28 protein-coding genes and 1 pseudogene are annotated in these 22,059 nt (G+C 23.7%); 21 read left to right on the plus strand and 8 right to left on the minus strand.

Annotated features, from left to right (window positions below; translation table 11 throughout):
• From ADFLV_RS07235 to ADFLV_RS07250, 4 genes are all read left to right on the plus strand, one after another.
• Nucleotides 1–825, plus strand: coding sequence for a metallophosphoesterase (locus ADFLV_RS07235; RefSeq protein ID WP_129011487.1), 825 nt, complete (start codon nt 1–3; stop codon nt 823–825).
• A 23-nt stretch (nt 826–848) separates the two neighbouring features.
• Entirely contained in the window at nt 849–1,418 is a 570-nt protein-coding gene (locus ADFLV_RS07240) for a hypothetical protein (protein WP_129011486.1), read from the plus strand.
• A 443-nt stretch (nt 1,419–1,861) separates the two neighbouring features.
• Nucleotides 1,862–2,221, plus strand: a complete 360-nt coding sequence (locus ADFLV_RS07245; RefSeq protein ID WP_129011485.1) for an ArsR/SmtB family transcription factor — start codon at nt 1,862–1,864, stop codon at nt 2,219–2,221.
• A 2-nt stretch (nt 2,222–2,223) separates the two neighbouring features.
• Entirely contained in the window at nt 2,224–3,267 is a 1,044-nt protein-coding gene (locus ADFLV_RS07250; RefSeq protein WP_129011484.1) for a permease, read from the plus strand.
• Between the two features lie 121 nt (nt 3,268–3,388).
• On the opposite strand, the pseudogene ADFLV_RS07255 reads toward ADFLV_RS07250, so the two are convergent.
• The 6 genes and pseudogenes from ADFLV_RS07255 to ADFLV_RS07280 form a co-directional block, all read right to left on the minus strand.
• Nucleotides 3,389–3,856 (minus strand): annotated as a pseudogene (locus ADFLV_RS07255) (transposase); the annotation flags it as partial.
• A 191-nt stretch (nt 3,857–4,047) separates the two neighbouring features.
• Nucleotides 4,048–5,787 (minus strand): hypothetical protein, encoded by a 1,740-nt coding sequence (locus tag ADFLV_RS07260; protein ID WP_129011483.1) that lies wholly within the window; start codon nt 5,785–5,787, stop codon nt 4,048–4,050.
• On the minus strand, nt 5,788–6,120 hold the full coding sequence (locus tag ADFLV_RS07265; RefSeq protein ID WP_129011482.1) for a plasmid mobilization protein: 333 nt from the start codon (nt 6,118–6,120) through the stop codon (nt 5,788–5,790). It abuts the gene before it with no gap.
• Nucleotides 6,121–6,478: 358 nt separating this feature from the next.
• Nucleotides 6,479–6,964: a hypothetical protein gene (locus ADFLV_RS07270; protein ID WP_129011481.1), complete on the minus strand. Its 486-nt coding sequence runs from the start codon at nt 6,962–6,964 to the stop codon at nt 6,479–6,481.
• Between the two features lie 4 nt (nt 6,965–6,968).
• The gene (locus ADFLV_RS07275) at nt 6,969–7,751 is read right to left on the minus strand and encodes a P-loop NTPase family protein (RefSeq protein ID WP_129011480.1); all 783 of its coding nucleotides are present in this window, start codon (nt 7,749–7,751) and stop codon (nt 6,969–6,971) included.
• Between the two features lie 30 nt (nt 7,752–7,781).
• On the minus strand, nt 7,782–8,186 hold the full coding sequence (locus tag ADFLV_RS07280) for a hypothetical protein (RefSeq protein ID WP_129011479.1): 405 nt from the start codon (nt 8,184–8,186) through the stop codon (nt 7,782–7,784).
• A gap of 133 nt (nt 8,187–8,319) precedes the next feature.
• On the opposite strand from ADFLV_RS07280, the gene ADFLV_RS07285 reads away from it, so the two are divergent.
• From ADFLV_RS07285 to ADFLV_RS07365, 17 genes are all read left to right on the plus strand, one after another.
• On the plus strand, nt 8,320–8,562 hold the full coding sequence (locus ADFLV_RS07285) for a hypothetical protein (RefSeq protein WP_129011478.1): 243 nt from the start codon (nt 8,320–8,322) through the stop codon (nt 8,560–8,562).
• Between the two features lies 1 nt (nt 8,563).
• Nucleotides 8,564–8,746, plus strand: a complete 183-nt coding sequence (locus ADFLV_RS07290) for a hypothetical protein (protein ID WP_129011477.1) — start codon at nt 8,564–8,566, stop codon at nt 8,744–8,746.
• Nucleotides 8,747–9,097: 351 nt separating this feature from the next.
• On the plus strand, nt 9,098–9,784 hold the full coding sequence (locus tag ADFLV_RS07295; protein WP_129011476.1) for a hypothetical protein: 687 nt from the start codon (nt 9,098–9,100) through the stop codon (nt 9,782–9,784).
• The gene (locus ADFLV_RS07300; protein ID WP_129011475.1) at nt 9,784–10,326 is read left to right on the plus strand and encodes a helix-turn-helix domain-containing protein; all 543 of its coding nucleotides are present in this window, start codon (nt 9,784–9,786) and stop codon (nt 10,324–10,326) included. The genes ADFLV_RS07295 and ADFLV_RS07300 overlap by 1 nt, the downstream gene beginning before the upstream one ends.
• 10 nt (nt 10,327–10,336) lie before the next feature.
• Entirely contained in the window at nt 10,337–10,585 is a 249-nt protein-coding gene (locus ADFLV_RS07305) for a hypothetical protein (RefSeq protein WP_129011474.1), read from the plus strand.
• 556 nt (nt 10,586–11,141) lie between these two features.
• Nucleotides 11,142–11,396, plus strand: a complete 255-nt coding sequence (locus ADFLV_RS07310) for a hypothetical protein (protein ID WP_129011473.1) — start codon at nt 11,142–11,144, stop codon at nt 11,394–11,396.
• 80 nt (nt 11,397–11,476) lie between these two features.
• Entirely contained in the window at nt 11,477–11,950 is a 474-nt protein-coding gene (locus ADFLV_RS07315; protein ID WP_172658768.1) for a hypothetical protein, read from the plus strand.
• 113 nt (nt 11,951–12,063) lie between these two features.
• Nucleotides 12,064–12,657 (plus strand): hypothetical protein, encoded by a 594-nt coding sequence (locus ADFLV_RS07320; RefSeq protein WP_172658769.1) that lies wholly within the window; start codon nt 12,064–12,066, stop codon nt 12,655–12,657.
• A gap of 70 nt (nt 12,658–12,727) precedes the next feature.
• Entirely contained in the window at nt 12,728–13,390 is a 663-nt protein-coding gene (locus ADFLV_RS07325; RefSeq protein WP_129012246.1) for a uracil-DNA glycosylase family protein, read from the plus strand.
• A gap of 61 nt (nt 13,391–13,451) precedes the next feature.
• On the plus strand, nt 13,452–13,895 hold the full coding sequence (locus ADFLV_RS07330) for a hypothetical protein (protein WP_172658770.1): 444 nt from the start codon (nt 13,452–13,454) through the stop codon (nt 13,893–13,895).
• Between the two features lie 13 nt (nt 13,896–13,908).
• Nucleotides 13,909–14,628 carry a cell division protein FtsA gene (locus tag ADFLV_RS07335; protein WP_129012240.1) on the plus strand — a complete coding sequence of 240 codons (720 nt, stop codon included), beginning with the start codon at nt 13,909–13,911 and terminating at the stop codon, nt 14,626–14,628.
• Nucleotides 14,629–14,719: 91 nt separating this feature from the next.
• Entirely contained in the window at nt 14,720–15,181 is a 462-nt protein-coding gene (locus ADFLV_RS07340) for a hypothetical protein (RefSeq protein ID WP_129012239.1), read from the plus strand.
• Nucleotides 15,182–15,262: 81 nt separating this feature from the next.
• The gene (locus ADFLV_RS07345; RefSeq protein WP_172658771.1) at nt 15,263–16,363 is read left to right on the plus strand and encodes a PDDEXK-like family protein; all 1,101 of its coding nucleotides are present in this window, start codon (nt 15,263–15,265) and stop codon (nt 16,361–16,363) included.
• Nucleotide 16,364: 1 nt separating this feature from the next.
• The gene (locus ADFLV_RS07350; protein ID WP_129011552.1) at nt 16,365–17,840 is read left to right on the plus strand and encodes a DUF2779 domain-containing protein; all 1,476 of its coding nucleotides are present in this window, start codon (nt 16,365–16,367) and stop codon (nt 17,838–17,840) included.
• Nucleotides 17,841–17,908: 68 nt separating this feature from the next.
• The gene (locus ADFLV_RS07355; protein WP_129011553.1) at nt 17,909–18,577 is read left to right on the plus strand and encodes an FtsZ/tubulin family protein; all 669 of its coding nucleotides are present in this window, start codon (nt 17,909–17,911) and stop codon (nt 18,575–18,577) included.
• Entirely contained in the window at nt 18,567–19,466 is a 900-nt protein-coding gene (locus ADFLV_RS07360; protein ID WP_129011554.1) for a hypothetical protein, read from the plus strand. Before ADFLV_RS07355 ends, ADFLV_RS07360 begins: the two co-directional genes overlap by 11 nt.
• A 27-nt stretch (nt 19,467–19,493) precedes the next feature.
• On the plus strand, nt 19,494–20,417 hold the full coding sequence (locus tag ADFLV_RS07365; RefSeq protein WP_129011555.1) for a helix-turn-helix transcriptional regulator: 924 nt from the start codon (nt 19,494–19,496) through the stop codon (nt 20,415–20,417).
• Between the two features lie 210 nt (nt 20,418–20,627).
• Here ADFLV_RS07365 and ADFLV_RS07370 read toward each other — a convergent pair whose 3' ends face one another.
• Nucleotides 20,628–21,431, minus strand: coding sequence for a shikimate dehydrogenase (locus ADFLV_RS07370; protein WP_129011556.1), 804 nt, complete (start codon nt 21,429–21,431; stop codon nt 20,628–20,630).
• Nucleotides 21,431–22,039, minus strand: a complete 609-nt coding sequence (locus ADFLV_RS07375) for a class I SAM-dependent methyltransferase (RefSeq protein WP_129011557.1) — start codon at nt 22,037–22,039, stop codon at nt 21,431–21,433. Before ADFLV_RS07375 ends, ADFLV_RS07370 begins: the two co-directional genes overlap by 1 nt.
• Between the last annotated feature and the right edge of the window lie 20 nt (nt 22,040–22,059).

The following is a 22,059-nucleotide window of genomic DNA, read 5'->3' on the forward strand; positions in this document are numbered from 1 at the left end:
ATGAAACTAGATATATTAAGTGATACTCACTTTGATTTTTACTTCTACCAAAAATATAATGAAGATGATGTAGTTAAATTTTTTAAAAATATTATTAATTTTGAAGATATTGCAGATGTATTAATAATCGCAGGTGATATTGGTCATAACAATACTCAAAATATTAAGATATTAAAAATTTTAAAACAGTTCTATAAAAATATAATTTGTGTATTAGGTAATCATGATTACTACTTACTAAATAAAGAAGATAAATCAATATTTAAAGACTCTTTTGCAAGAGCTGAAAATATGAGAGATTTAATTAATCAAGAAAAAGGAATCTATTGTCTTGATGGATTTGTAGTTGAAATAGATGGAATTAGATTTGGTGGATGTGATGGTTGGTATAATGGTGGATATTTGTGGAAACAATATCCAACTGAATCTTTTCCAAAAAAATCAACAAATATTATGTGGCAAAACTGTATGAATGATGCAAAATGTCTAATTGGTGTAGAAAATTTTGATGATATATTTGAAATAGAAAGACCAAAAATAGAGAGAGTTTATAAAAATTGTGATGTGATGATTACTCATATAAATCCATCTGCAAAAGATGAACATTTTAGTATTAGATACCAAAAATCTCCATCAAATACTTTTTTTTCTTTTGATGGTGAAAAGTATCTAAAAGATGGAACTATGAAATATTGGATATTTGGTCATACTCATGAAGAGATGGATTATAAAGAACATAATGTTAGATGTATTTGTAATCCTTTAGGTTATCCAAGTGAAAGTGGTAATGGTCAATGGGTAAAAGTTTTAAGAATAGAAATATAATATATTAAATAAAAGGTGTGGTTATGAAAAGAAATATTGAAAATAAAATTACAAGTGAAGTTTTTGCAAAAATTGTTGAATTAGAAAAAGAAAGAAATCAAGAAAAACAAAAAGTTATCGCAAAAGAAATAATTAATGCCCTTGATATTGAAGATTTTACGCCGTATATGGCTTATGATAATGAAGGAGATATTTTTATTGCATTGAATTATGATTACAGTTCTAATGAAATTAACAACTCATTAATAACTCAAAAACACGATATTTATATTACATCAGATGGTGTATATATTAATGATGAATTAGATTTAAAACAATTAAAAGAAGAATATAATGAAACGATAAAAGAACAATATAATGAAAGTTTGGAAGAAGCAAAAAATATATGTAAAGAGCAAAAAGAATTTGATGATATAAATGAAAAATTAGAATTTTTCAATAATCAATTAATGAATTTGGTAAATTTCCAAAGACCTAAATATGTTGGCAATTATGAAAAAATAATTAAAATTGATGAAGAAATTGGAAAAGTAGAAGAAATAATAAAAATTTATGAAAATAAATTAAAGATAAAAAACAAAGAGAAGATTTAGAAAATGGGAAGATTAATAAAAATCCGTATAAACATTTGAAATTTGAAGATATTAAATCACCGATTTTAAAAAGAAAGATTATGGAAAAAGTTGCTTGTTTTGAAGCGGTTTGTTGGGATTATGGGGTAAAAGAAGGAACTAGCTATATTTATCTTGCTGATTGGGAAAGTTTTTGTAGTTTTTTATAAATACAGGTAAACATAGATTTTCAAATATTGACTAATGAGCTACAAAACTAATAAATTAAAAAATTGTACTTTAAGCTAGTTAATTTTATCAACTAGCTTGAGACTGTTTAGAGTTTTGTGTCAAATCCTGATAGTTGAATAAAACTATATCATATTCATAATTATTTGTAAATTTAATTCCACTAATAATAAATCAACTTGACAAACATATTTTATTATATTAGAATATTCAAATATAATTATATTGGAGTTTATATGAGTGAAGAATGTTATAGAGAATCAAGTAATATCAGTGAAGTTGAAAAAGCTAAGAGTTTTATTTCTAATAATCATTTAGAGATAGAAAAAGAATCAGAAAAATTAGCACTACTGTCAAATAGTGTTAGACTAAAAATTGTATTACTACTTAAAAACTTCAATAAACTTTGTGTATGTGACATTGGTGAAATATTAGAAGTTAATCAATCTGCAATTTCACAACACCTTAGAAAATTAAAAGATGGTGGAATATTGAATAAATCAAGAGAAGGTTTAACTATTTACTATTTTATTGATGAAGGGAATAACCCTGATTTAATAGGTTTATTAGAAAAAATATTTTTATTCAAGGAATAAGTATGGAATTTATATTAAATTTTTTGCAAAGCTTTTGGGAACTATCAGTAATGATAGGTCTATATGTTTTAATTGGATTAATTTTTGTAGGAATAATCCACCTATATATTTCAGAAGATTGGATTAAAAAACATTTAGGTGAAGATAATAAATATAGTGCTTTAAAAGGGGCATTATATGGTATTCCTCTTCCTCTTTGTTCTTGTGGTGTAATACCTTTGGCTACAAGTTTAAGACAAAAAGGTGCTTCTAAAAAAGCTGTGACAAGTTTTTATATTACTACTCCAATGACTGGAATTGATTCAATTATAGCTACATATGGAGTATTTGGTCTTCCAATGGCAATAATTAGAGTTATTTCAAGTTTCATTAGTGGAGTTGTTGCTGGTAGTTTTGTAAAAGAATCATATGATGACATTCAAGAAGAAGAGAAAAAGTCTTGTTGTAGTTCTTCTTGTTGTGGTTCTTCTTCTAATGAAGTAGTAAAAGAGAGTCAATTTAAAAAAGCATATGATTATGCAATGAATGAAGTTTTTAGTGATTTAGCCAAACCAATGTTTTATGGGCTAATATTAGCAACTTTATTTTTACTTTTAATTCCAAATAATGGGGTTGAATTTTTAAATGATAATTTGTTTATCGCTTATGCATTAGTTTTTTTAGTTGCATTACCTTTATATGTATGCTCTATTTCAGCCATTCCTATTGCTTTATCAATGTTAGCAGTTGGAGTAAGTCCTGGAGTAGCTTTTATTTTTTTAGCAGCAGCTCCTGCTACAAATATCATTACAGCATGGATTATAAAGAAAATTCTTGGAAATGATGTCTTAATAATATATCTTATCTCAATTATTGTAGTCACTTTTTCATTTGCATTAATGATTGATTTTGCATTTCCAAAAGAATGGTTTGTTTATACATTAGATAGTTTAGAAAGTGAATCAAAATCAATACTTGATATAGGTGGTGCTATTATATTTTTAGTCACTATGTTTTATTTTGTTGGTAAGCAATGGATTAAGACTATATCTTCAAAAAAAAATTAAAGTAGCCATCTAAAAAAGATGGCTATTATACTTATAGTTTTAAATACTCAATTGATTATCTAACCTACCTTCAAAAAATATTGTAAGTTGAGAGATTGTAAGAGACCAATTCCTAACTGGCATAGACTGATTCAAGTGGTCTTTGTTGCCACTCTTTTAATAATGGTATAACTTTATCAGTAACAGCACTTATTGTAGCTTTAGAAAAACTCATTCCATACATTTCTTCAATATGTTCAGATATTTGACTATAACTATTTCCTAAAGCATACAAAGATAGAATTTTTTGTTCTATATTATCTGACATATGAGTTTGATGTTTTTTAACTATTTGAGGCTCATAAGAACCATTTCTATCTCTTGGAACATCAAGTTCAAATTCACCAACACTACTTTTCATAGTTTTAATAGATTTACCATTTTTTCTGTTTTTATTTATCTCAGAAGTTAAATGAGACTCAAGTTCAGCTTGTAATACAGCTTCTGTAAGTTGTTTAATAAGAGGAACTAAGACTCCATCTTTACCATCTATTTTTGAACCTGCTTTTATTTGTTCAAGTGCTTCATTTAAATCAAATGTTTGATTCATTGTTCAATCCTTTAGAATTATAAATTCTATCAGACTGACACAAAATTTCTAACACTCCCACTAGCTTATTTTACAGACTCAAACTAGCAATTTTTTTGTGGATTTTTTTGACTAATTTTTAACTTAAAAATTAAATTCATGCTCGATACTGGCATAGAATTCTACTATGATAATTTCTTAACACGGAATATTTAACGATCATTATTTCTCTTTTTTCTATGTTCACTATTTTCCTCAATTTTACTAGAATAAACAACACTATTTTCATAAATTTCCATACAAACCTCAATAGCTTCTTTAGTACTTAAATTCAATTCCTTTTGTAAAAAATCTATCACATTTTTTGGTTTTTGTTTATTTTTTAAGTTATCTATTTTATTATCATCAGTTATTGAAAAATTTGAAATATCAAGTTTATAATTCTCTTTTACATATTCTAGGAGAAAATTTACATCAAGTTTTTCTTTTAGTTCTTGTAAGTTTATTTTAGGGTTTAAATCTTCATTTTGTAGATTTACTTTTTGCTGTTGAAGTGGTGATTTTACTCTTTTGATTTCTACATTACTATTTTTAATTTGATTTTTTTTCAAAATTAAATCTGCTATTTGTCTATTTGCTTCATTTATAAAATCTTCATCTCCATATGGTTCTATATTTTCAAGTTTCCAATCTTTTGCAAGTGCTATTTGTATCATTATTTTTACTTGTTCTTCTATATTTGTTCTATTTTTAACAGATACAATTTCTTCACCTTTATCTATTATTTGAATATTTTTGGAAAAATTACTAACAATTACTTCATTATTCTCTTTTTTTACATAATATCCCTCTAATTTATCTTTTATTAGATAATCGTAGTGTTCAATAAATAGTTTTTGTTGATAGCTTAGGTATTTAAAACTATTTTGAATATTTTTATTTGACTTTATTTTATAATTTTCAGATTCATAGATATTATTTAATTTTTCTTTTGATTTTTTGCTTTTTCTTTCATAGATATTTTCTATTCTAGTTTCATAATAGCTTAGTAAAATATCTTCAAGTTCTTTTTTTGATTTATGTCTTGGAAAGGTTCTATTTTTATCATCTTTTAAAATAAATCTTGAAAAATCTTTACCATTTAGATTTAAAGAGTTTGATTTTTTATTTCTTTCTTGTAGATTTAATATTTTTATATATTTATATGTTTTACTTCCAGCTATTTTAAAATCTCTGTTTTCTTCAAATTTTAGGTCATTTTGTAAAAAGTATAAAAGTTCATCTGCTGTTTTTATATCTTTTAAAAGTTCTATCCAATTAGCTCTTGTAATTGCTATTTTACTTCTAATTTTATCTTCTAAAATATTCTTATTTTGAATTTTTTCCTTAGTATCAGTTTCATCATTCTCATCTTCATCTTTTCTAGGTATTTCAAATCCATATTTTTTACAAACATAACTTTGTAAAACATCATCTAAAAAAGAGTTATTAAAAAAAGTAGTTCTTAATTGTGTATCATCCAAAGGATTATATTTTGCAATTGCAATATGAATATGGGGAAATCTTTGTCTGTTTTTTTCATTTATTTGAATTTTTGGCATATGGGCTTCAGAGTAAGCGATAACTTCATTTTCCAAGTTATATCCACTTGTATGATGTTTAATATATATAAGAGCTAACTCTTTAAATAGTTCATCTCTTTTTTGCTCATCATCTATTTCATTTAATTTTTTCACATCTTCTTGTGAGAAAGATAGAGTGATATGAATATAATTGCTTTCATAGTTTTTATATTTATTTAAATATTTTTCAGTTTGTTTAAAAGTTTGAAGATTTCCATATAGAGTAATAGTTTTATCTTTTTGGTCTCTTGTGTAAATACTATCTTTTCTAGCACCACTTATTAAATAATCTGCAAATCCCTCTTTTGCTCTTGAAATCCTTGCTAACAATTAAAACTCCTTTTCAAGGATTGAATCTAATTGGTTTTCAATGATAATTAATTTATTGATTAGATTTTTATAGTTATAAGAATCAAGTTTTTCCATTTGGATTGAATAATTTAAACTATGAGCTAATTGATTAATATTAACTCCAATTTTATTTATATTCCAGATCAACTCTTTTAAATCTTTTTTATTGTTTATTTTTACATTAATATTTGAAGATGAAATAAATTGTCTTAAAAACTCACTTGCACTCATATTGACATATTGAGATTTTGATTCTAGTAGATCTTTTAATTCTTTTGAGATTCTAAATTTAAATAATTCTTCTTTTTTCATAACAATCCTTCGTAAAAATATTTCTTATATATCTATTCACAATTTCCAAGATTTATTTTAATTTTTAGATTTGTTAAAAAATATTGATAAAATATTTATAGATTAAAGGGTTTATTTATTTTTTGGATTAAAAATATTTGGATTAATATTTATGTGTAGATTAAAATTTTGGGATTTTTAAGGGGAAACCCTTAAAGAACGATGTCATGTGGAGAAACGTAGTGTACCCACAATGGCTGTCGTTCCTATTTTGGTTTTATCTAAAAACCTAGATTTTTACTTTATTTGAACATTTTGGAAAAACTTTTCATTTTATTTGAATAAATTGGAATGTTTTTCACTTTTATTTGAATTAATTTCACTTATTTGGAATAACTATAATAAAGGAATATCTCTCTTTTAAATCTAAAACTTTAATTTGAACATTTGGAATTATATATTCAATTTTTATATTACCTAAAATATCGCCTTCTTTAAATATTTGACCTTTATATATAAAGCTTTTAGAATTAAATTGAAATTCATTAAACTTACTCTTAAACTCTTTAATATTTTCAAATCTGATTGAATTATTCTGTGATTTAGATTTTATCTCTTTTACAATTGGTGGAGTTAGACCTAAATAAAAACTTGAACAACTAATCCAACCTATAAAAAAAAATATAAGACCAGATAAAATTAATTTAATGAAGTCATTTCTTTTTTTATTTACATTATACATTTCCATTTCATTTTTTATTAAACCTAATTCAAAGAGTAATCCACTCTCATGTGGATTACCTTTTAAAAGTTTAATTGTTTTAACTAAGTCCTTACTTATTATATCTAGTTGTTCTTGTGTCATTTTTTTACTTTAATTTATTAATGATTTTTTCAATACCAGGAAGAATATAATTCTTTTGCAAAAGTAAAGCACTTTTAACGATATTTCGCTTTTTAATTAGTTGCATTAATTCTTCATCTTGTTCATTTGTAATTTCATCAATTTTCTGATTAATTGAATCAAGATTAGCATCACATAGTGCTTTAATTGTAATTGCATTACGTCTTGCGTATTTAACAGGAAGTGAATCTTTAATTGCAAAGTAATTAGATTCATTATTCAAATCAACTTTATATTTTTTTTGAATAATTTTTGCATTATCAAAAAATTGATCAAATTGATTTTGAACACTTGAATATTCATATTCATTAAATCTATTAAAAACAAATATTACTTTATTTTCCAAATCAACATGATCTTTAATTGATTCTAGAAAGTCCATAGCAACACTAAAATCATCAGATCCATCCATGCAAGGGATTAAAAACAGATCAATATATTGATATAAATCATTAGTTACCATAGATTTATGAAAAGTTGATAACTTATTAGCACCCACATCAATAATGATATTTTTATCAGATTTTCTTAAAATTCTTTCAAATTTAAAAAACTCATCATCAAGTTCTGTTAAAAAATCCATCTGTATTGATTCATAATAATCTTTTGAACTAATTCTTTTATCACTTTGATTGATTGTATCCATCTCAATTAACATAGAATTATTCAAATAAGATGCAGTTGTTGAAGATAGTGTTGTTTTTCCAGAACCACCTTTAAAATTTAAAGAAAGTATATTTTTTGCCATTTTGTTATCCTTTTTAATTTATTTTTATAACTATTTAAAATCTGATTTATCAGCTATTTTTAGCTCTCCATCATCTTTTAACTCTTTAACTTGTGCCAATTGAACTTGACTATTTGCAAAATCATTTTTTACTTCACTTTTATCTATTTGATTTTTTGAAGTAATATCTTCTTTTTTAGTATTGTTTTTTGGAACTATTATTTCATTTTTTATAATATTTTTTACATACCACTTATAAAAATTACTGTATTTTACTTTTGTTTCAAAGACAGAATTTACAAGTTCTAAAATCTCTACTTTTGTAAAAAAATCATTTAAGTAAACTAACTCATTTCTAATGAGTTTTAAAAACTTTGTTGATTTTTTTATCTCTTTTAACTCTTTTCCTAAAAGAGTTTCTAACTCTTTTTTACGTTTAAAAAGTAATTCTTCCATTTATAACATCCTACTTCTCCTAGAATTTTTTTAAAGATTTTTAAATCTCATAAAGGTATTCACAAAAATTGAAAAAAAGTAAAAATTGGTGAAATTGTGAATAGAGTAAATACAAATTAATAAAGGACAAAAGATGGAAAACCAAGAAATACAAAAAGCAAACAATAAGATAGAAAGAGCAATTAATCAATTAGAACTTATTCTTTTAGACATAAAAATCGCCCATTCAAAGATTAAAATAGAGATGTTCGATGATTGTTATCAATTTTTAATTCAGGAAATGGAATATGAAAAAAGAATTGAAGAACTTGAAAAAGAACTAAAATATATTAAAAATGAAAGAAATAAATACACTATTGATGTGGAGGTTGAATAAAATGAAAAAAATAGAAGCAATATTAAAATGTTATGGAGAAAAAGCATTAAAACAAGATATTAAAATTATAAGAAAAGGTATAGATTACAATACTTGGATGATAGAAAAAATAAAAACAGCTAAAAAATTAAAAAAGATGTATACAAAAAAACAAATAATTACAATATATGAAAGTGGAATTTAATTTGTAAGAAATTTGTATCAAAAGATTCATTTTGATACAAATTGTAACATATTGAAAATTTTATACTTATTTTTAAATCATAAAATTTAATGAAAAATTGATATTTTTTAGGAAATCTAAATATTAAATTAAACTTAAATCAATATAACTTAATACTGAATTTATTTTTAATTAAGCTGTTAAAACTACTAAAACAAGCCTGTTGTAGAGATATTTTTACATTTGACAAGCATTTGTTATTTTTATAGAATGATTTCGTGATTAAATAATCATACAGAAGATTCTTTTTCAAAATCTGATAGTTGGCGCTTAAGAATGAAAAAGAATCTATATTAATAAACAGGAGATAGCATGTATAAAAAAATATTAATCCCTTACTTATCATCGGATTATAACAATATTTTGGAAAATTTCCAAATTGAAAAAATTAGATCTATGGGAAAAGATGAATTAATAGTTTGTATTAAAAATCCAGAATCTTGGATTTATGATTTTTATTTGAGAGAAAAATGTATTAACTTGTTTGTAAGAACAGGTGGATTTACAGGAATTGGTTTGTGTGATGATGATCTATATAGAATTGGTGTTGATATTACGATAAATCAAATAAATAAGCGATATTTTTTTGAGTTAGTTGATGATAATCTTTTAATTTTAAACAAAGTTAAAAGTAGAATAGTTAATAATATAAAAAATTACTTTAGTCCAACTAGAAAGGTAAATTATCAACAATTTCAAAATTTTATATTTCAAATAGACGATTTGTATGACAATTCTGAAGAAATTATTTTTGAAATAGATCTAGAAAAAATCGATAATAAAACATTAAAAGAAGGGCTTAAAAAAGTCTGGGAAGATGCTGTTGGTGATATGGATTTTGATTTGCAGGATTTTGAAGAACTGTGTAAAAAATTTGGTTTTAGACCTTTAGATGTGTTGATTTATAATCCTTATATTCTACCACAAATGTCAAAAGAAGGATGTAATAATAGTAATTATCAGTTAGTTTTATTTTTTGATAAAAAAGAGGTGATGTAATGGAAAAAAAGATTAAATTCACTCAAATTAGTAATACTTGCCTCTATGATACAAACTTAAGTTTAGATGCAAAAGGTTTAATGTGTTTAATCAAATCATATCCTAATGATTGGCAATTTTACAATACTCATATTATAAAGGTTTCAAATGTAGGAAAAGAAAAATTGAATAAATTATTTAAACAACTTGAGAGTAATGGATATATAACAAGAACTAAAAAAAGAGATAGTAAAGGTAAATTTAGAGGTTTTGAGTTTAAAATTTGTGATCAAGGAAGCTATAAAATGATACCAGAATCCATAACGAAAAAAACACCATTACGGCAAAAATCCATTGCGGCTAAATCGGTAGCTACTAATACTAATCTAACTAATACTAATCTAACTAATACTAATAATTCATATGATGTTATAGACAATGATTATCAAGAAAAAATGTATGAGTTAAACCAAAAGCTTTTACATAAACAGTTAAATAAAGATATTTTAATGCAAAAATTAGAAAATCTTGCAGTATCGACTCAAAATCAAATAGATTTTTAAGGATAAAATAATGGAAAATTTTAATGAACAATTATTTAATACAATGCTTGTTACACTTATTCAAAAATATGGACTTTTTATCAACACAAAAAATTGTGCAACAATTCTTGGTATTAGTGGTAGGACACTCGACGAAAGAAGGAAAGCTGCTATAGATTGCCCAGAGTACATCGAAGAAAAAAAATGCATAATGTATCCTGTTCAAAAAATAGTTGAGTATCAAATCAATAAAACTAAAAATTCAATTAAAACTAAATAAAACCACATTTATGTGGTTTTATTTTCTAATTATTCTCTTTTATATCTTTTAATGTTTTTTTGCATATCTTTAAATTCAAACCTATAGTTTTTTTCTTAATATAAAGCTAAAAATAGGCTATAAAATATCTCCTTATAATCCTTTTTCATTGTTTATAATACGCTATTACAGGCTTTTGTATTGATAAAAGGGTCAAATGCTAGTAAGCCTTGATACAAAAACATATCCGTTTTAGATGATTATATTTTTTTATAATAAATATTAAAAAATGATGTGCCTAATTAGTTTTAAAATTAGGTACTTTTTTTAAACTTTTGTATTTAACCTAATTCTTGTAATTTTTTGTAGATAGTTTCTTCATAACCTTCTTTAAATTCAGAAAATGTATTTTTAGTATATGATAATGCAAGATTTAAATATTCTCCTGATTATTTTTGATTATCATTTTTTAATGGCATCAGCCATAGTTGCATAAGTTTATGATATTCAAAATATAAGACAAATATATGTCCAAAAAAGTTAATAGAATTTCTTAAATAATAAAAGGAAAATATAGATGCTTGTTAATATATTAGAGGATGCTTGTACTGGATTAAGAAAAGAAGAGAAAAATTATGAAATTATCAATACATTAAAAAAATTGGGATTAGATGGATATTGGTTTGAAAATATTGAAGAAGAATTAGAAGTTTATTGTTTATATGAAAATAAATTAAATCTATCTAATGAACATTTTGAAACTTTATGTTTTTTAACAAAAGATTGTGCTTTAGAAATTGGAATCAGAAATGGAATAATTAATGTTGGATAATTTTATTTAAAGCTTTATAAATAGCTTTATTTAGTAATATTATGAGTAGAATTAAAGAAACAATTATAAATAGGAATGAGATGAAAATAGCATTAGTTGTAACAGATAAATTTAAAGATTATAAACTATTAGAAATGAAATTAGATGAATTGAAAGTAAAAGAAGTTATTTCAGGTACTTCTAATGGCTATGTTATGCTTGAAGAATATATTAAAACAAGACCTAATGTAAAAATAAGTTTGGCAAAAGGAGAAAATCGTCCAATTATAAGAGCATATAATGCAATAAATGAAGCTGATAATGTAGTTATTTTCGCAAATGGAGATGGAATTAGAACAGAACATTCAATAGCAAATGCTCTCAATGAAAATAAGAGACTTAAAATTTATCCTTATAAATCAAAAGCTTTTAATATAGAACAACAAAATGAATATATAAAAATTTCTATGTGTGGCAACTTGCAAAAAGCTTCAAAAATAGAAAGTGTGTGTTTGAATAAAAAAGAGGTTGAAAAACTGATTGATAGATTAACTGAAATGAAAAATAAATTATAAAATAAAGCTAATGAAAATACTTATTTATTTTAATTAAGCCTAGAATTTCCAAAATTAGACAAATAATTGTCCTATAAAAACAATAAACTTCTTTTTTATAAAAGGAGTTTATTATGTCAACAAGAATATTTTTTCAAACTTTTCCAAAACTTTTTTTACCAGAGTTTCAAAAAAGAAATAGCTGGATTGTAACTGTTTATTCAAATGAAAATGAAGAAAAAGCAGAATTTTATAATGCTTATTTTATTTATAAACACTATTATTGTTCTAAATGTGGAACAGTTGAAATAACTAAAAAAAGAGCAAAAAGAAGAGATAACTTTTATTGTGGTTATACTTGTAAAGTTTGTAAAAATAGTGATTTCCTAAATTTACTTTCAAATAATGAATTTTTTAAAGCAAAAAATATAAGTTTTGAGCTTTTTGAAAATCAAGATTTTTATCATATTCAACCATATATTCATATTCCATCTGTAAATTATGAAAATAAAGTTGTAGATAAAAGAATAGAACTAAGAGGTTATAAATGTGATAAAAAAATTTATAACCCAAACTACTTCAAAGATGATTTTTTTAAAGAGGAAAATATCAAATATAGATTTACTGATATTTCTATAAATGAGATAAATAATTTCTTTTTGGAGAGTTTGAGTGATGAATTTATAGTGAAAAAAGAAGAAATAAAAAATGTGTTGTTTAATAACTAAATTAAAAATGATTTAATATATAATAAATAGCTAATAAACTGTAAAACTTGTAAAAAAGGAATAGAATTTAATGATTAATAATATAAATAATATAATAAAAATAGTTGAAAATGATCAAAAATTGATGAATATGAGAGGTTGTATTTTTTATAGCGATAAAAAAACTTTACAAAAAGGAAAATTTTATTTTCTTGGAGTAAATCCAGGTGGAGAGAATTCTGAAACTTTAATTGAAGATTTGAAAAAGTTAGAAGGAGAAAAAATTAATCATTATTTAGTATCTTGGGAAAATGATATTAAAGAATATGCTAAAGGAGAAGCACCCTTACAAAAAAGAGTTAAAAAATTATTTTGTAGATTAAATATTTCTATTGAAGAAGTTTGTTCTTCTAATCTAATTTTTAAACAATCAAAAGATTTAAAAAATTATGATGGTAATCTATTTGAGGATGCTGATGCTTGTTGGAAAATTCATGAACTTATAATAAATGATATAGTTCAACCAGAATATATAATTACACATGGTAAATATGTATATGAGTATTTAATAACTAATCAAGAATTTAAAGAAGATATTGCATTTAATTCTGGACATGGAAATTGGTCTATTAAAATAGCAAAAAGAAATAATATTACTTTAATAAATTTACCTCATTTAAGTTATTATAGTCCTTTTACTAAAAACATTAAGAAAAAAGAAGCAATAGAAAAATTATTAAAATATATTAAATAATTAGACAAAATATTGTCCACATAAAATTATAAACTTCTCTTATAAAATATGAGAGGTTTATATGAAAATAGCTACAAAAAAACTACAAAATATCAAACTTAAAATCACTTTTCCATTTGCAAATAAAAATGATGAAAATGAACTAATTATTTATCAAAAAACTATACAAGAAGTTATGAAACTTTTTAATCAAGAGAGATTTTATATATCTTTTAATCGTAATAATAAAGGAATAGTTTGTGTTAAATCTATTGTTGATTTTATTTATAGTTTGGATGAAGAGATTAAAAAATCATTAGATTATCCAACTGTTGAGATTTTTTCAAGGGATGAAACTTTTGAGAATAATTTTATTTGTATTACTTCTTGTGAAAACTTATCAGTTAATCTAAAGGATAAAGAGAATAGTGATTTCCAGTTAGATGAATATTTACGAACTACTACAGTTGATTTAAAAAATTTAAAAATTTGTATCTCTTGTGATATTGAATATATTTTAATTTAAAAGGAAAATCTAAATGAAAAAAACATCTTTTGTAATAGATTTGAGTAAAGAAGATTATATTAAATCATATATAGAAAAAACTAATTTTAATAAAACTAAAATTTATAATAAAAATGAAGTTGAAAAAATTGGTTTAGATGGATGTAACAGTATAGATACTTTTAAAGCAATAAAATCTATTTCAGAAGCATATATAAAAGCTGTAAAAAATATAAATGAAAAGATTGATGAAACTGTGATTATAATTGGACAAGATTATGTAAAAATGCCACTTGTTGATATAGAAATCAATATGGAAAATAAAATCATTACTAAAAATGATATTACAAAAATCTTACAAGATATGGTTAAAAATCATAAATACCATAATGATTATATTGCTATTCAAGTTCAATCTGTATGGTTCGTTTTAGATAATGATAGACATGTACTTGACGTAGTAAATCATAAAACTTCAATACTTAGATGTTATGCTTCTATATATTTTGTAGATAAAAATATATTTTCAAATTTTCAAGAGATATTTAGTAAATGTGGAATTATAAATCCAAGATTTAAAGCCATGTTTTTTGAAAGAAAGCATAAATATGAACTAGACATAAAGGGAAATCTTATTGAATTAGAAATTTTGAGTGCTTTTGAAAAAAAGTCATCTTTTGGTAAATGGCTACATGAAAGAAAATTTGTTTTAAGAGAGATTTTTAAAATTTTTTGTAAAAAATTAAATCAATAAAAAAATAGAAACCCTTATAAAAGATTGAGTTTTAGACAAAAGAGTGTCCAAAATTTTGTATATGATGTTTTAAATAAATTAGGAGAAAAAGATGCCAATAGCACTTTATACAATAGAAGAATATATAGTAAAAGAGAGAAAAAGAGATACTTATTGGTTGGTTTTTAATACAGTTTACAATGACATCCATGCTTTTAAAAAAGAGCCAACCGTAAATGAAGATGGTTCAAGAAATTATTTAAAAAAAGAGTTTACAGATTATAAAGCAAGAGAAGAATTTTTAGACTTTATGAAAACAAATTTTCCACAAACTAAGCTGATTGAAGTTTTTGATTTTGTGAGTACTTGTTATTTGTTATATCCATATTTAGGTAGTATTGCTATTGATTGTGAAAAAGATGATGAAGTTTTTATGGCTTTGAGTGAAAAATATGGAAATCCTTACGAAGATGGTATCAAAAATAATGCTGTTTTTTGGGCAATGACTTATGAACTTGCATTAGAGTCTCATAACGAAAGAATGGAAGTAATTGAGGGTGAGTTTGGGGATTGAAAGTTAAAATATAGATTAAAAATAATTTATAAAAGGCTATAATAATTCAATTTTGTTACAGTAAGAATACAGGAGTAAAATTTGTTGGATGAAAAATATATAAATTTTTTTGAGAAAATTAGGCTTTTTAAAGAAGAGCAAAAAAAACAAAAACAGCGTGGTCTAAATGATTATAATATGGTAAATGTTGTAAGAAAAGAAAACGCTGAAGTTGGAATGCATTCAAATGTAATCTACTCATTAATTGACCCAGATGGATTGCATTATCAAGATGATTTATTTTTGCAAATATTTATCAAAGATGTTTTAGAGATAAATGATTTTGGAAATATTTTAAGTGTTCAAGCTGAAGAATCAACAAATGAAAATAGAAGAGTTGATTTTACTATAAAAAGTAGTAATTACTATATTGGAATAGAAATGAAAGTTGATGCAAGTGACCTTGAAAATCAGATTTCACACTATTATGATGATTTAAAAGAAAAAGCATCAAAAGATTCAAATCAAGAAGTTATAATATATTATCTTACAAAAAATGGAAAAGATGCTTCATCTCATAGTCATAGGGAAATTGAATATAAAAAAATCTCTTTTGAAAAACATATTTTACAATGGATAGAAAATTGTCAAAAAGAGGTTCGAAATATTACAAATTTAAATGAAGCTTTTGAGAATTATAAAGATATTGTAAAAAAAATTACAAATAAATATGAAGGAAGAGTAATGTCCTTAAAAAATGAATTATTGAAAAATGAAGAATATTTTGAATTAGCTAAAGAAATTAGTGAAGCATTTCAAGAAGCAAAAAATGAAAAAATAAATGAATTTAAAAATAAACAAATAAATTTAATTATTGAAATTGTAAAAGAAAAAAATTTACAATATGTTAGTTATTTACCAAAAAATTGGACTGCTATTGATATTTTGTCAGAATTATCACTGAGAATCATAGCTAATGAAAATGATTATCTAATTCAAATTTTTGATAAAGAAGGTTATGGACAAGATGTTGATAAATTAAAAAAAGAAGTTATATTAGAAAAATTAATTAATATTGATAATAAATTTAAAAGTGCTTATTCAAAAGTATATGGTCAAATGCAAATCAACTATCAAGATACAGATAAAGAAAAATTGGATGTTTTACTTTCTAAACTGATAAATTTAAAAGACGAAATTTAATATGCCACTATCTAAATCCCAATACATCAGAGGACTTCAATGCCACAAGTCTCTTTGGCTTTATAAAAATAAACCTGAACTTAGAGATACTCCAAATCAAGCTCAAGAATCATTATTTAACACAGGTTTTGATGTAGGAGATTTAGCAAAACAACTATTTCCAAATGGTATTGAAATAGAGTTTGATTCATCAAATTTCGATGGAATGATTACTAAAACAAAAGAGCTAATTAATAATGGTTGTGAAGTGATATATGAAGCAACATTTAAAGAAAATGGTATTTTTGCAATGGCAGATATACTTGTAAAAAATGCTGATAGTTGGGATATATATGAAGTAAAAGCAAGTACCAATGTAAAAGAATATCATCTAAATGATGCTTCTGTTCAATGGTATTGTTTAAGTAAATCAATTAAACTAAATAAAGTATATATAGTTCATATAAACAATAGCTATGAAAGAAATGGAACTTTAGATATTAAAAATCTTTTTTCAATTGTTGATATAACAGAAGAAGTACAAAATAGACAATATCAAATACCATTTAATATTGAACAAATGGATTTAATGCTTAAGGATGATATACCAAATATAGATATAGGAACTCATTGTAGTAATCCATATTCTTGTGATTTTGAAAGCCATTGTTGGAAACATATTTCATATCCATCAGTTTTTAATCTTTATTGGATGAATAGTTCTAAAAAATTTGAGATGTATTACAAAGGAATAATAAATTATGAAGATATTCCTTTTGATTTTGCACTAAATACAACTCAAAAACTTCAAGTTGAAACTTCTAAATCAAATGAACCATATATAGACAAATCTATAATAAAAGATTTTATAGAAACTGTTAAATTTCCTATTAATTTTTTTGATTTTGAAACATTTCAAAATGCAATTCCAAGATTTGATGGTCAGCGACCATATATGCAAATACCTTTTCAATATTCGCTTCATATTTTGCACGAAGATGGAACATTAGAACATAAAGAATTTTTAGGTGATGAAAATAGTGACCCAAGAGATGCTTTGATAAATCAAATGTTAAATGATATAACTCCAAATGGAAGTATTATGGCTTATAATCAAGCTTTTGAAATAACTAGGATTAAAGAATTAGCTAATTATAATATTGAAAAAAAAGATGAACTTTTAACTTTAGTTGATAGATTTGTAGATTTAATAGTTCCATTTAGAGGAAGAGGATATTATCATCCAAATTTTAATGGAAGTTTTTCTATAAAATCAGTTCTTCCTGCAATGTTTCCAAATAATGATGAATTGAATTATAAAAAATTAGGCTCAATTCAAAATGGTGGAGATGCTATGGATACTTTTGCAAATCTTTATTTACTAAAAGATAAATCAAAAAGAGACGAAATTAGAAAAGATTTATTAGCTTATTGTCATTTGGATACATTGGCAATGGTTAAGATTTTTGAGAAATTAAAAGAAATTATTAAAAACTAGACATAATATTGTCTAGTTAATAACTTATTATTCTTTTATATGTTAGTTGACAAATAAAGGAGTAGTTTGTGAATAATATTTGCTGTATGACATTAATAATGATTTTTATAATAATTTTTTTTATAGGTCTTAGAAAATATTATAAGAAAAATGAAGAAATAAACCAAAAAGTTAAAATTATTGGAATAGGTGGAGGAGGTTCTAATATTGTCGAATATTTATCAACAACATATTCTGATAATTATGATGCACTTATTATAAATAGTGATAAAAAAGCTTTAGAATCAAAAAAAGTTGATAAAAAGATTTTATTACAAAAAGATAATAATTATGGCTGTGGTTCTAATATAGTTTGTGGATATACTCTTATAACTTCTGATGTAATTTCTAAAATTAAATATTTTATAGTAAGAAATAAAGAAATTTATATTTTTGTAACTTTAGGTGGTGGTTGTGGTACAGGCTCATTAAAAGCTATTGCTCAAGAATTTAAAAATACTAATTATCAATTAAATTTTATTTTAACTACACCATTTAAATGGGAAGGTACTAAAAAAAATGAAAGAGCAAATGAAGTAGTTAAAGTACTTAAAAATGATTTCAAGAATGTTTATATTTATTCAAATGATGATTTATTAACTTACGGTAATTTGGGAATTAATGACTGTTTCAGAATTCAAAATGAAAATTTTAATAAATTAGTTTTAGAATCAGAAGAGAGAAATTATGATTTATAAAATAATAGAAGATGATTATACATTTGAACAAATAGAATCAATTCAAGATATTGAGGAGTTAGAAAAAAAGTATAACTTAAATATAAGTATTGAAGATAAAACATATCCAGAGCTTTATCCTGAAATAGGTTTGAATACAAGTTATAAAGTGTATAAAAATGATAAATTAATAGCTTTTTCTGGTTTCCAATTTTATTATTATAGTATTGCAGCTTTAACACCTTTTGATATTGTAAAAATTTGTAAATTTAAAATAAAACATTTTCCAAAACAATATGAATCTGATTTAGATTTGTTGAAATTTGGAGATATAGGAAGTATTTGGTATCTTACTGAAATTAAGTGGCGTTCATCTCTTACAATTGGAAATAAATGTCATTATTTAGAAGAAGAAAAATTTAAAGAGATATTTTTATCTCAAGATTTTAATAAAAAGAATTACAAAGATTTAATAAAACTTTTAAAATATAGTGAAAAAATTAGAACACCTATTGCTGAATGTATGTATGAATATGTTCGGCTTAATAATTTTCCTATATCATCATATAAAAGATGTGAAAAGTTATTATCAAAATATGCAGATTATTTTGAAGAATTATTCATTTTATTTGTCACAAAAGATGCTTGTATTAGTTTATCAAAAAAAGAACAAAATTATAAAATAATAGATACATTAACAACTTTAGGTTTAAAAGGATATTGGGAGCAAAAAGAAGAAGATAATTATGAAACATATTATTTGTATGAAAAAGAATTAAAAATATCTAAAGAAAATTTCTTGATTTTATGCTCTTTAACTGAAAAATGTACATTGACTATAGAAATTAAATATAAAGTTATAACTATTAATTCTTTTAAACATTATAGTTTAACTAGAAAAAATTTATAATACTAAATATTTATAAAAAGGGTTTAGATGCCAAAAGTTGTTCAAAAACAAAATGATAATACCAAATATAATAGAATAAATCAAATCTATGAAATGTTAAAAAATAATACTAATGGTATGACTATAAAAGAACTATCAGAAGAATTAGATGTTAGTACAAAAACAATACAAAGAGATTTATATGAAGTATTAAGTGATTTTGGAGCTATAAAAGAGGGAAGAACTTGGAAAATAGACCCAAAATTAAAAGAAGATAATTTAGCATCAAATGAAAAAATGATTTTAGGTATCTTAGATGAAATGGCAAAAGGTGCAGGGGGAATATTTTATTCTAAAGCTCACTCTTTACTATCACAAGTTACTCAACAACTTGAACACCCAATTTTTGCAAATATTAATGGTGAATATCTAGAAGAAAAAAATATTGCTTTGTTTGAAGAAATTGAGAAATCTATTAAACAAAAAGTTGAAATACAATTTGATTATGAAAATTATAACTTTCATGTAAAACCTCTTAAATTAGCCTTCTTTGATGGATTTTGGTATCTTCTTGCACTTCATATTAAAAAAGATAAAGAAACATTTAAAAAATATCATCTAAAAACAATTAAAAATATCCAAACCTTAGATAAAAATTTTGAAATTCCCCAAATTGTAGAAGATAGATTAAGATATGCAAACTCTGTTTGGTTTAACCTTGATGAGCAATTTGTAATTAGATTGTTTATAGATAAAAGCATTAGAAAATACTTTGAAAGAAAACCATTAAGAGGACAAACAATAATTGGTGAAGATAGAGATGGCTCAATAGAAATAGAAATAAAGCTCACACATGAAATGGAAATAATACCTTTGATTCTTTGGTATATACCATATATAAAAGTACTTGAACCACAATGGTTAGCTAATGATGTGAAAGAAAGAGTTCAAGAGTATTTAAAAGAGATTTGAAAAATACTTTTATATAAATTTTTTTGATGACATTATCAGGTGTAGCAAGTATAATCATTATAGACTATCATGGAAAATTTAAGAATAAATCCAAGATAGTTTAGTATTAATTTTAGCTATATTTGTTCTTTGTTTTTAGATATCAAAATATTTAGAATTAATTTTTTAATATATAAATATCTATACATAGCTAGATATAAGCTAGAAAAATTATAAAATTTTTTCTCCCCTTAAACCTTTTCTCATAGCTTCAATTACCTTATTATCGGCTTTTGTATTTGTAAAATATTCAAATGCTAAAACCCCTTGATGGAGTAGCATATCTTCCCCATCTTTAATTTCACAATTATTTTCACGTGCAAGAGCTAAAAAAGGAGTGATTTTTCCATAAACACAATCAAAAGCAAAAGAGGCATTTTTTAGTATTGGTTCAAGAAGCTCTTTAGGTGCAGGTAAATAATCATCTTTTAGTCCAGCACTTGTAGAGTTTACAACTAAATCATAAATATCAGGTTTGAAGTTTTCCCATGAAAAAGAAGGGATATTATGATTTTTAAAAAATTCTAGTTTTCCTTCACTTCTATTTAACACTGTTACTCTTATACCTTTTTCTTTTAGAGCTAAACTTATAGCTTTTGCAGTTCCACCAGCTCCTAATAAAAGTACATTTTTTACTTTACCAAAACTCTCTATTGCTTTTAAAAAACCAGGAGCATCAGTGTTATAAGCTACAACTTTTCCATCTTTCAAAATATATGTATTAACTGCTTTTATCTCTTTTGCAATTCCTTCTACAATATCTGCATTTTCATAGGCAAACTCTTTATGTGGTACAGTTATATTTGCACCACTGTAATTATTTTCTAAAAAAATATTTTTTATGATATTTCCATCAATCAAGTGATGTTTTTCATAAATTCCATCAAAATTGATATATTTCAATCCTGCATTTTGCATTTGAGGTGATTTTGAGTGTTCAACAGGATTTCCAAAGATTACAAATTTTTTTGTCATTATTTTTTCCCTATTAAATTAAAAAGTGGATATTCTTTATCGTTTCTTTCATGTACAAATACTGTGTCACATGAAATTATTTCAAATCCAACATCTTCAAAAATTTTACATACTTTTTCTATATCATATCCAAAGTGTTCAACTCCATCGTTATTATGTCGAGAATGAAAAGTTCCATCTTCTTCTTCTAAATCATTTATACAAATTATTCCACCATCAACTAAACTTTCATAAGCTTTTTTTGCAAACATTTTAGTATCTTTGATATGATGCATAGTCATTGAAGAGATAAATAAATTAAATTCATTTTTTGGTAAATCTTCTTCATTGATATTATGTTGTATTGCTTGTATGTTTGAAAAATTTAATTCTTTTGCTTTTTCATTAAATTTGTTAATCATTCCTATAGAATAATCCATCCCTACAACATTATTTTGTTCTGTACTTAAAGCAAAAGCTATAAATCCAGTTCCACAACCATAATCTAAAATTTTAGAGTTTTCATTTAAAGTTATATATTTTTTGAAATTTTCTACACAGGCATTTGAACTTTCAATACTTGTTTGTTTATTTTCCCAAGTTTTAGCTGCTTCATCAAATCTATTCAAATCTTGTCCTTAAACATTTT

This window comes from Arcobacter defluvii (assembly GCF_013201725.1).
Taxonomy (GTDB): domain Bacteria; phylum Campylobacterota; class Campylobacteria; order Campylobacterales; family Arcobacteraceae; genus Aliarcobacter; species Aliarcobacter defluvii.

Coding starts and splice junctions, on each gene's coding strand:
- ADFLV_RS07235 (WP_129011487.1), top strand. CDS start 1: ATGAAACTAGATATATTAAGTGATACTCACTTTGATTTTTACTTCTAC.
- ADFLV_RS07240 (WP_129011486.1), top strand. CDS start 849: ATGAAAAGAAATATTGAAAATAAAATTACAAGTGAAGTTTTTGCAAAA.
- ADFLV_RS07245 (WP_129011485.1), top strand. CDS start 1,862: ATGAGTGAAGAATGTTATAGAGAATCAAGTAATATCAGTGAAGTTGAA.
- ADFLV_RS07250 (WP_129011484.1), top strand. CDS start 2,224: ATGGAATTTATATTAAATTTTTTGCAAAGCTTTTGGGAACTATCAGTA.
- ADFLV_RS07265 (WP_129011482.1), bottom strand. CDS start 6,120: ATGAAAAAAGAAGAATTATTTAAATTTAGAATCTCAAAAGAATTAAAA.
- ADFLV_RS07270 (WP_129011481.1), bottom strand. CDS start 6,964: ATGACACAAGAACAACTAGATATAATAAGTAAGGACTTAGTTAAAACA.
- ADFLV_RS07275 (WP_129011480.1), bottom strand. CDS start 7,751: ATGGCAAAAAATATACTTTCTTTAAATTTTAAAGGTGGTTCTGGAAAA.
- ADFLV_RS07280 (WP_129011479.1), bottom strand. CDS start 8,186: ATGGAAGAATTACTTTTTAAACGTAAAAAAGAGTTAGAAACTCTTTTA.
- ADFLV_RS07285 (WP_129011478.1), top strand. CDS start 8,320: ATGGAAAACCAAGAAATACAAAAAGCAAACAATAAGATAGAAAGAGCA.
- ADFLV_RS07290 (WP_129011477.1), top strand. CDS start 8,564: ATGAAAAAAATAGAAGCAATATTAAAATGTTATGGAGAAAAAGCATTA.
- ADFLV_RS07295 (WP_129011476.1), top strand. CDS start 9,098: ATGTATAAAAAAATATTAATCCCTTACTTATCATCGGATTATAACAAT.
- ADFLV_RS07300 (WP_129011475.1), top strand. CDS start 9,784: ATGGAAAAAAAGATTAAATTCACTCAAATTAGTAATACTTGCCTCTAT.
- ADFLV_RS07305 (WP_129011474.1), top strand. CDS start 10,337: ATGGAAAATTTTAATGAACAATTATTTAATACAATGCTTGTTACACTT.
- ADFLV_RS07310 (WP_129011473.1), top strand. CDS start 11,142: ATGCTTGTTAATATATTAGAGGATGCTTGTACTGGATTAAGAAAAGAA.
- ADFLV_RS07315 (WP_172658768.1), top strand. CDS start 11,477: ATGAAAATAGCATTAGTTGTAACAGATAAATTTAAAGATTATAAACTA.
- ADFLV_RS07320 (WP_172658769.1), top strand. CDS start 12,064: ATGTCAACAAGAATATTTTTTCAAACTTTTCCAAAACTTTTTTTACCA.
- ADFLV_RS07325 (WP_129012246.1), top strand. CDS start 12,728: ATGATTAATAATATAAATAATATAATAAAAATAGTTGAAAATGATCAA.
- ADFLV_RS07330 (WP_172658770.1), top strand. CDS start 13,452: ATGAAAATAGCTACAAAAAAACTACAAAATATCAAACTTAAAATCACT.
- ADFLV_RS07335 (WP_129012240.1), top strand. CDS start 13,909: ATGAAAAAAACATCTTTTGTAATAGATTTGAGTAAAGAAGATTATATT.
- ADFLV_RS07340 (WP_129012239.1), top strand. CDS start 14,720: ATGCCAATAGCACTTTATACAATAGAAGAATATATAGTAAAAGAGAGA.
- ADFLV_RS07350 (WP_129011552.1), top strand. CDS start 16,365: ATGCCACTATCTAAATCCCAATACATCAGAGGACTTCAATGCCACAAG.
- ADFLV_RS07360 (WP_129011554.1), top strand. CDS start 18,567: ATGATTTATAAAATAATAGAAGATGATTATACATTTGAACAAATAGAA.
- ADFLV_RS07365 (WP_129011555.1), top strand. CDS start 19,494: ATGCCAAAAGTTGTTCAAAAACAAAATGATAATACCAAATATAATAGA.
- ADFLV_RS07370 (WP_129011556.1), bottom strand. CDS start 21,431: ATGACAAAAAAATTTGTAATCTTTGGAAATCCTGTTGAACACTCAAAA.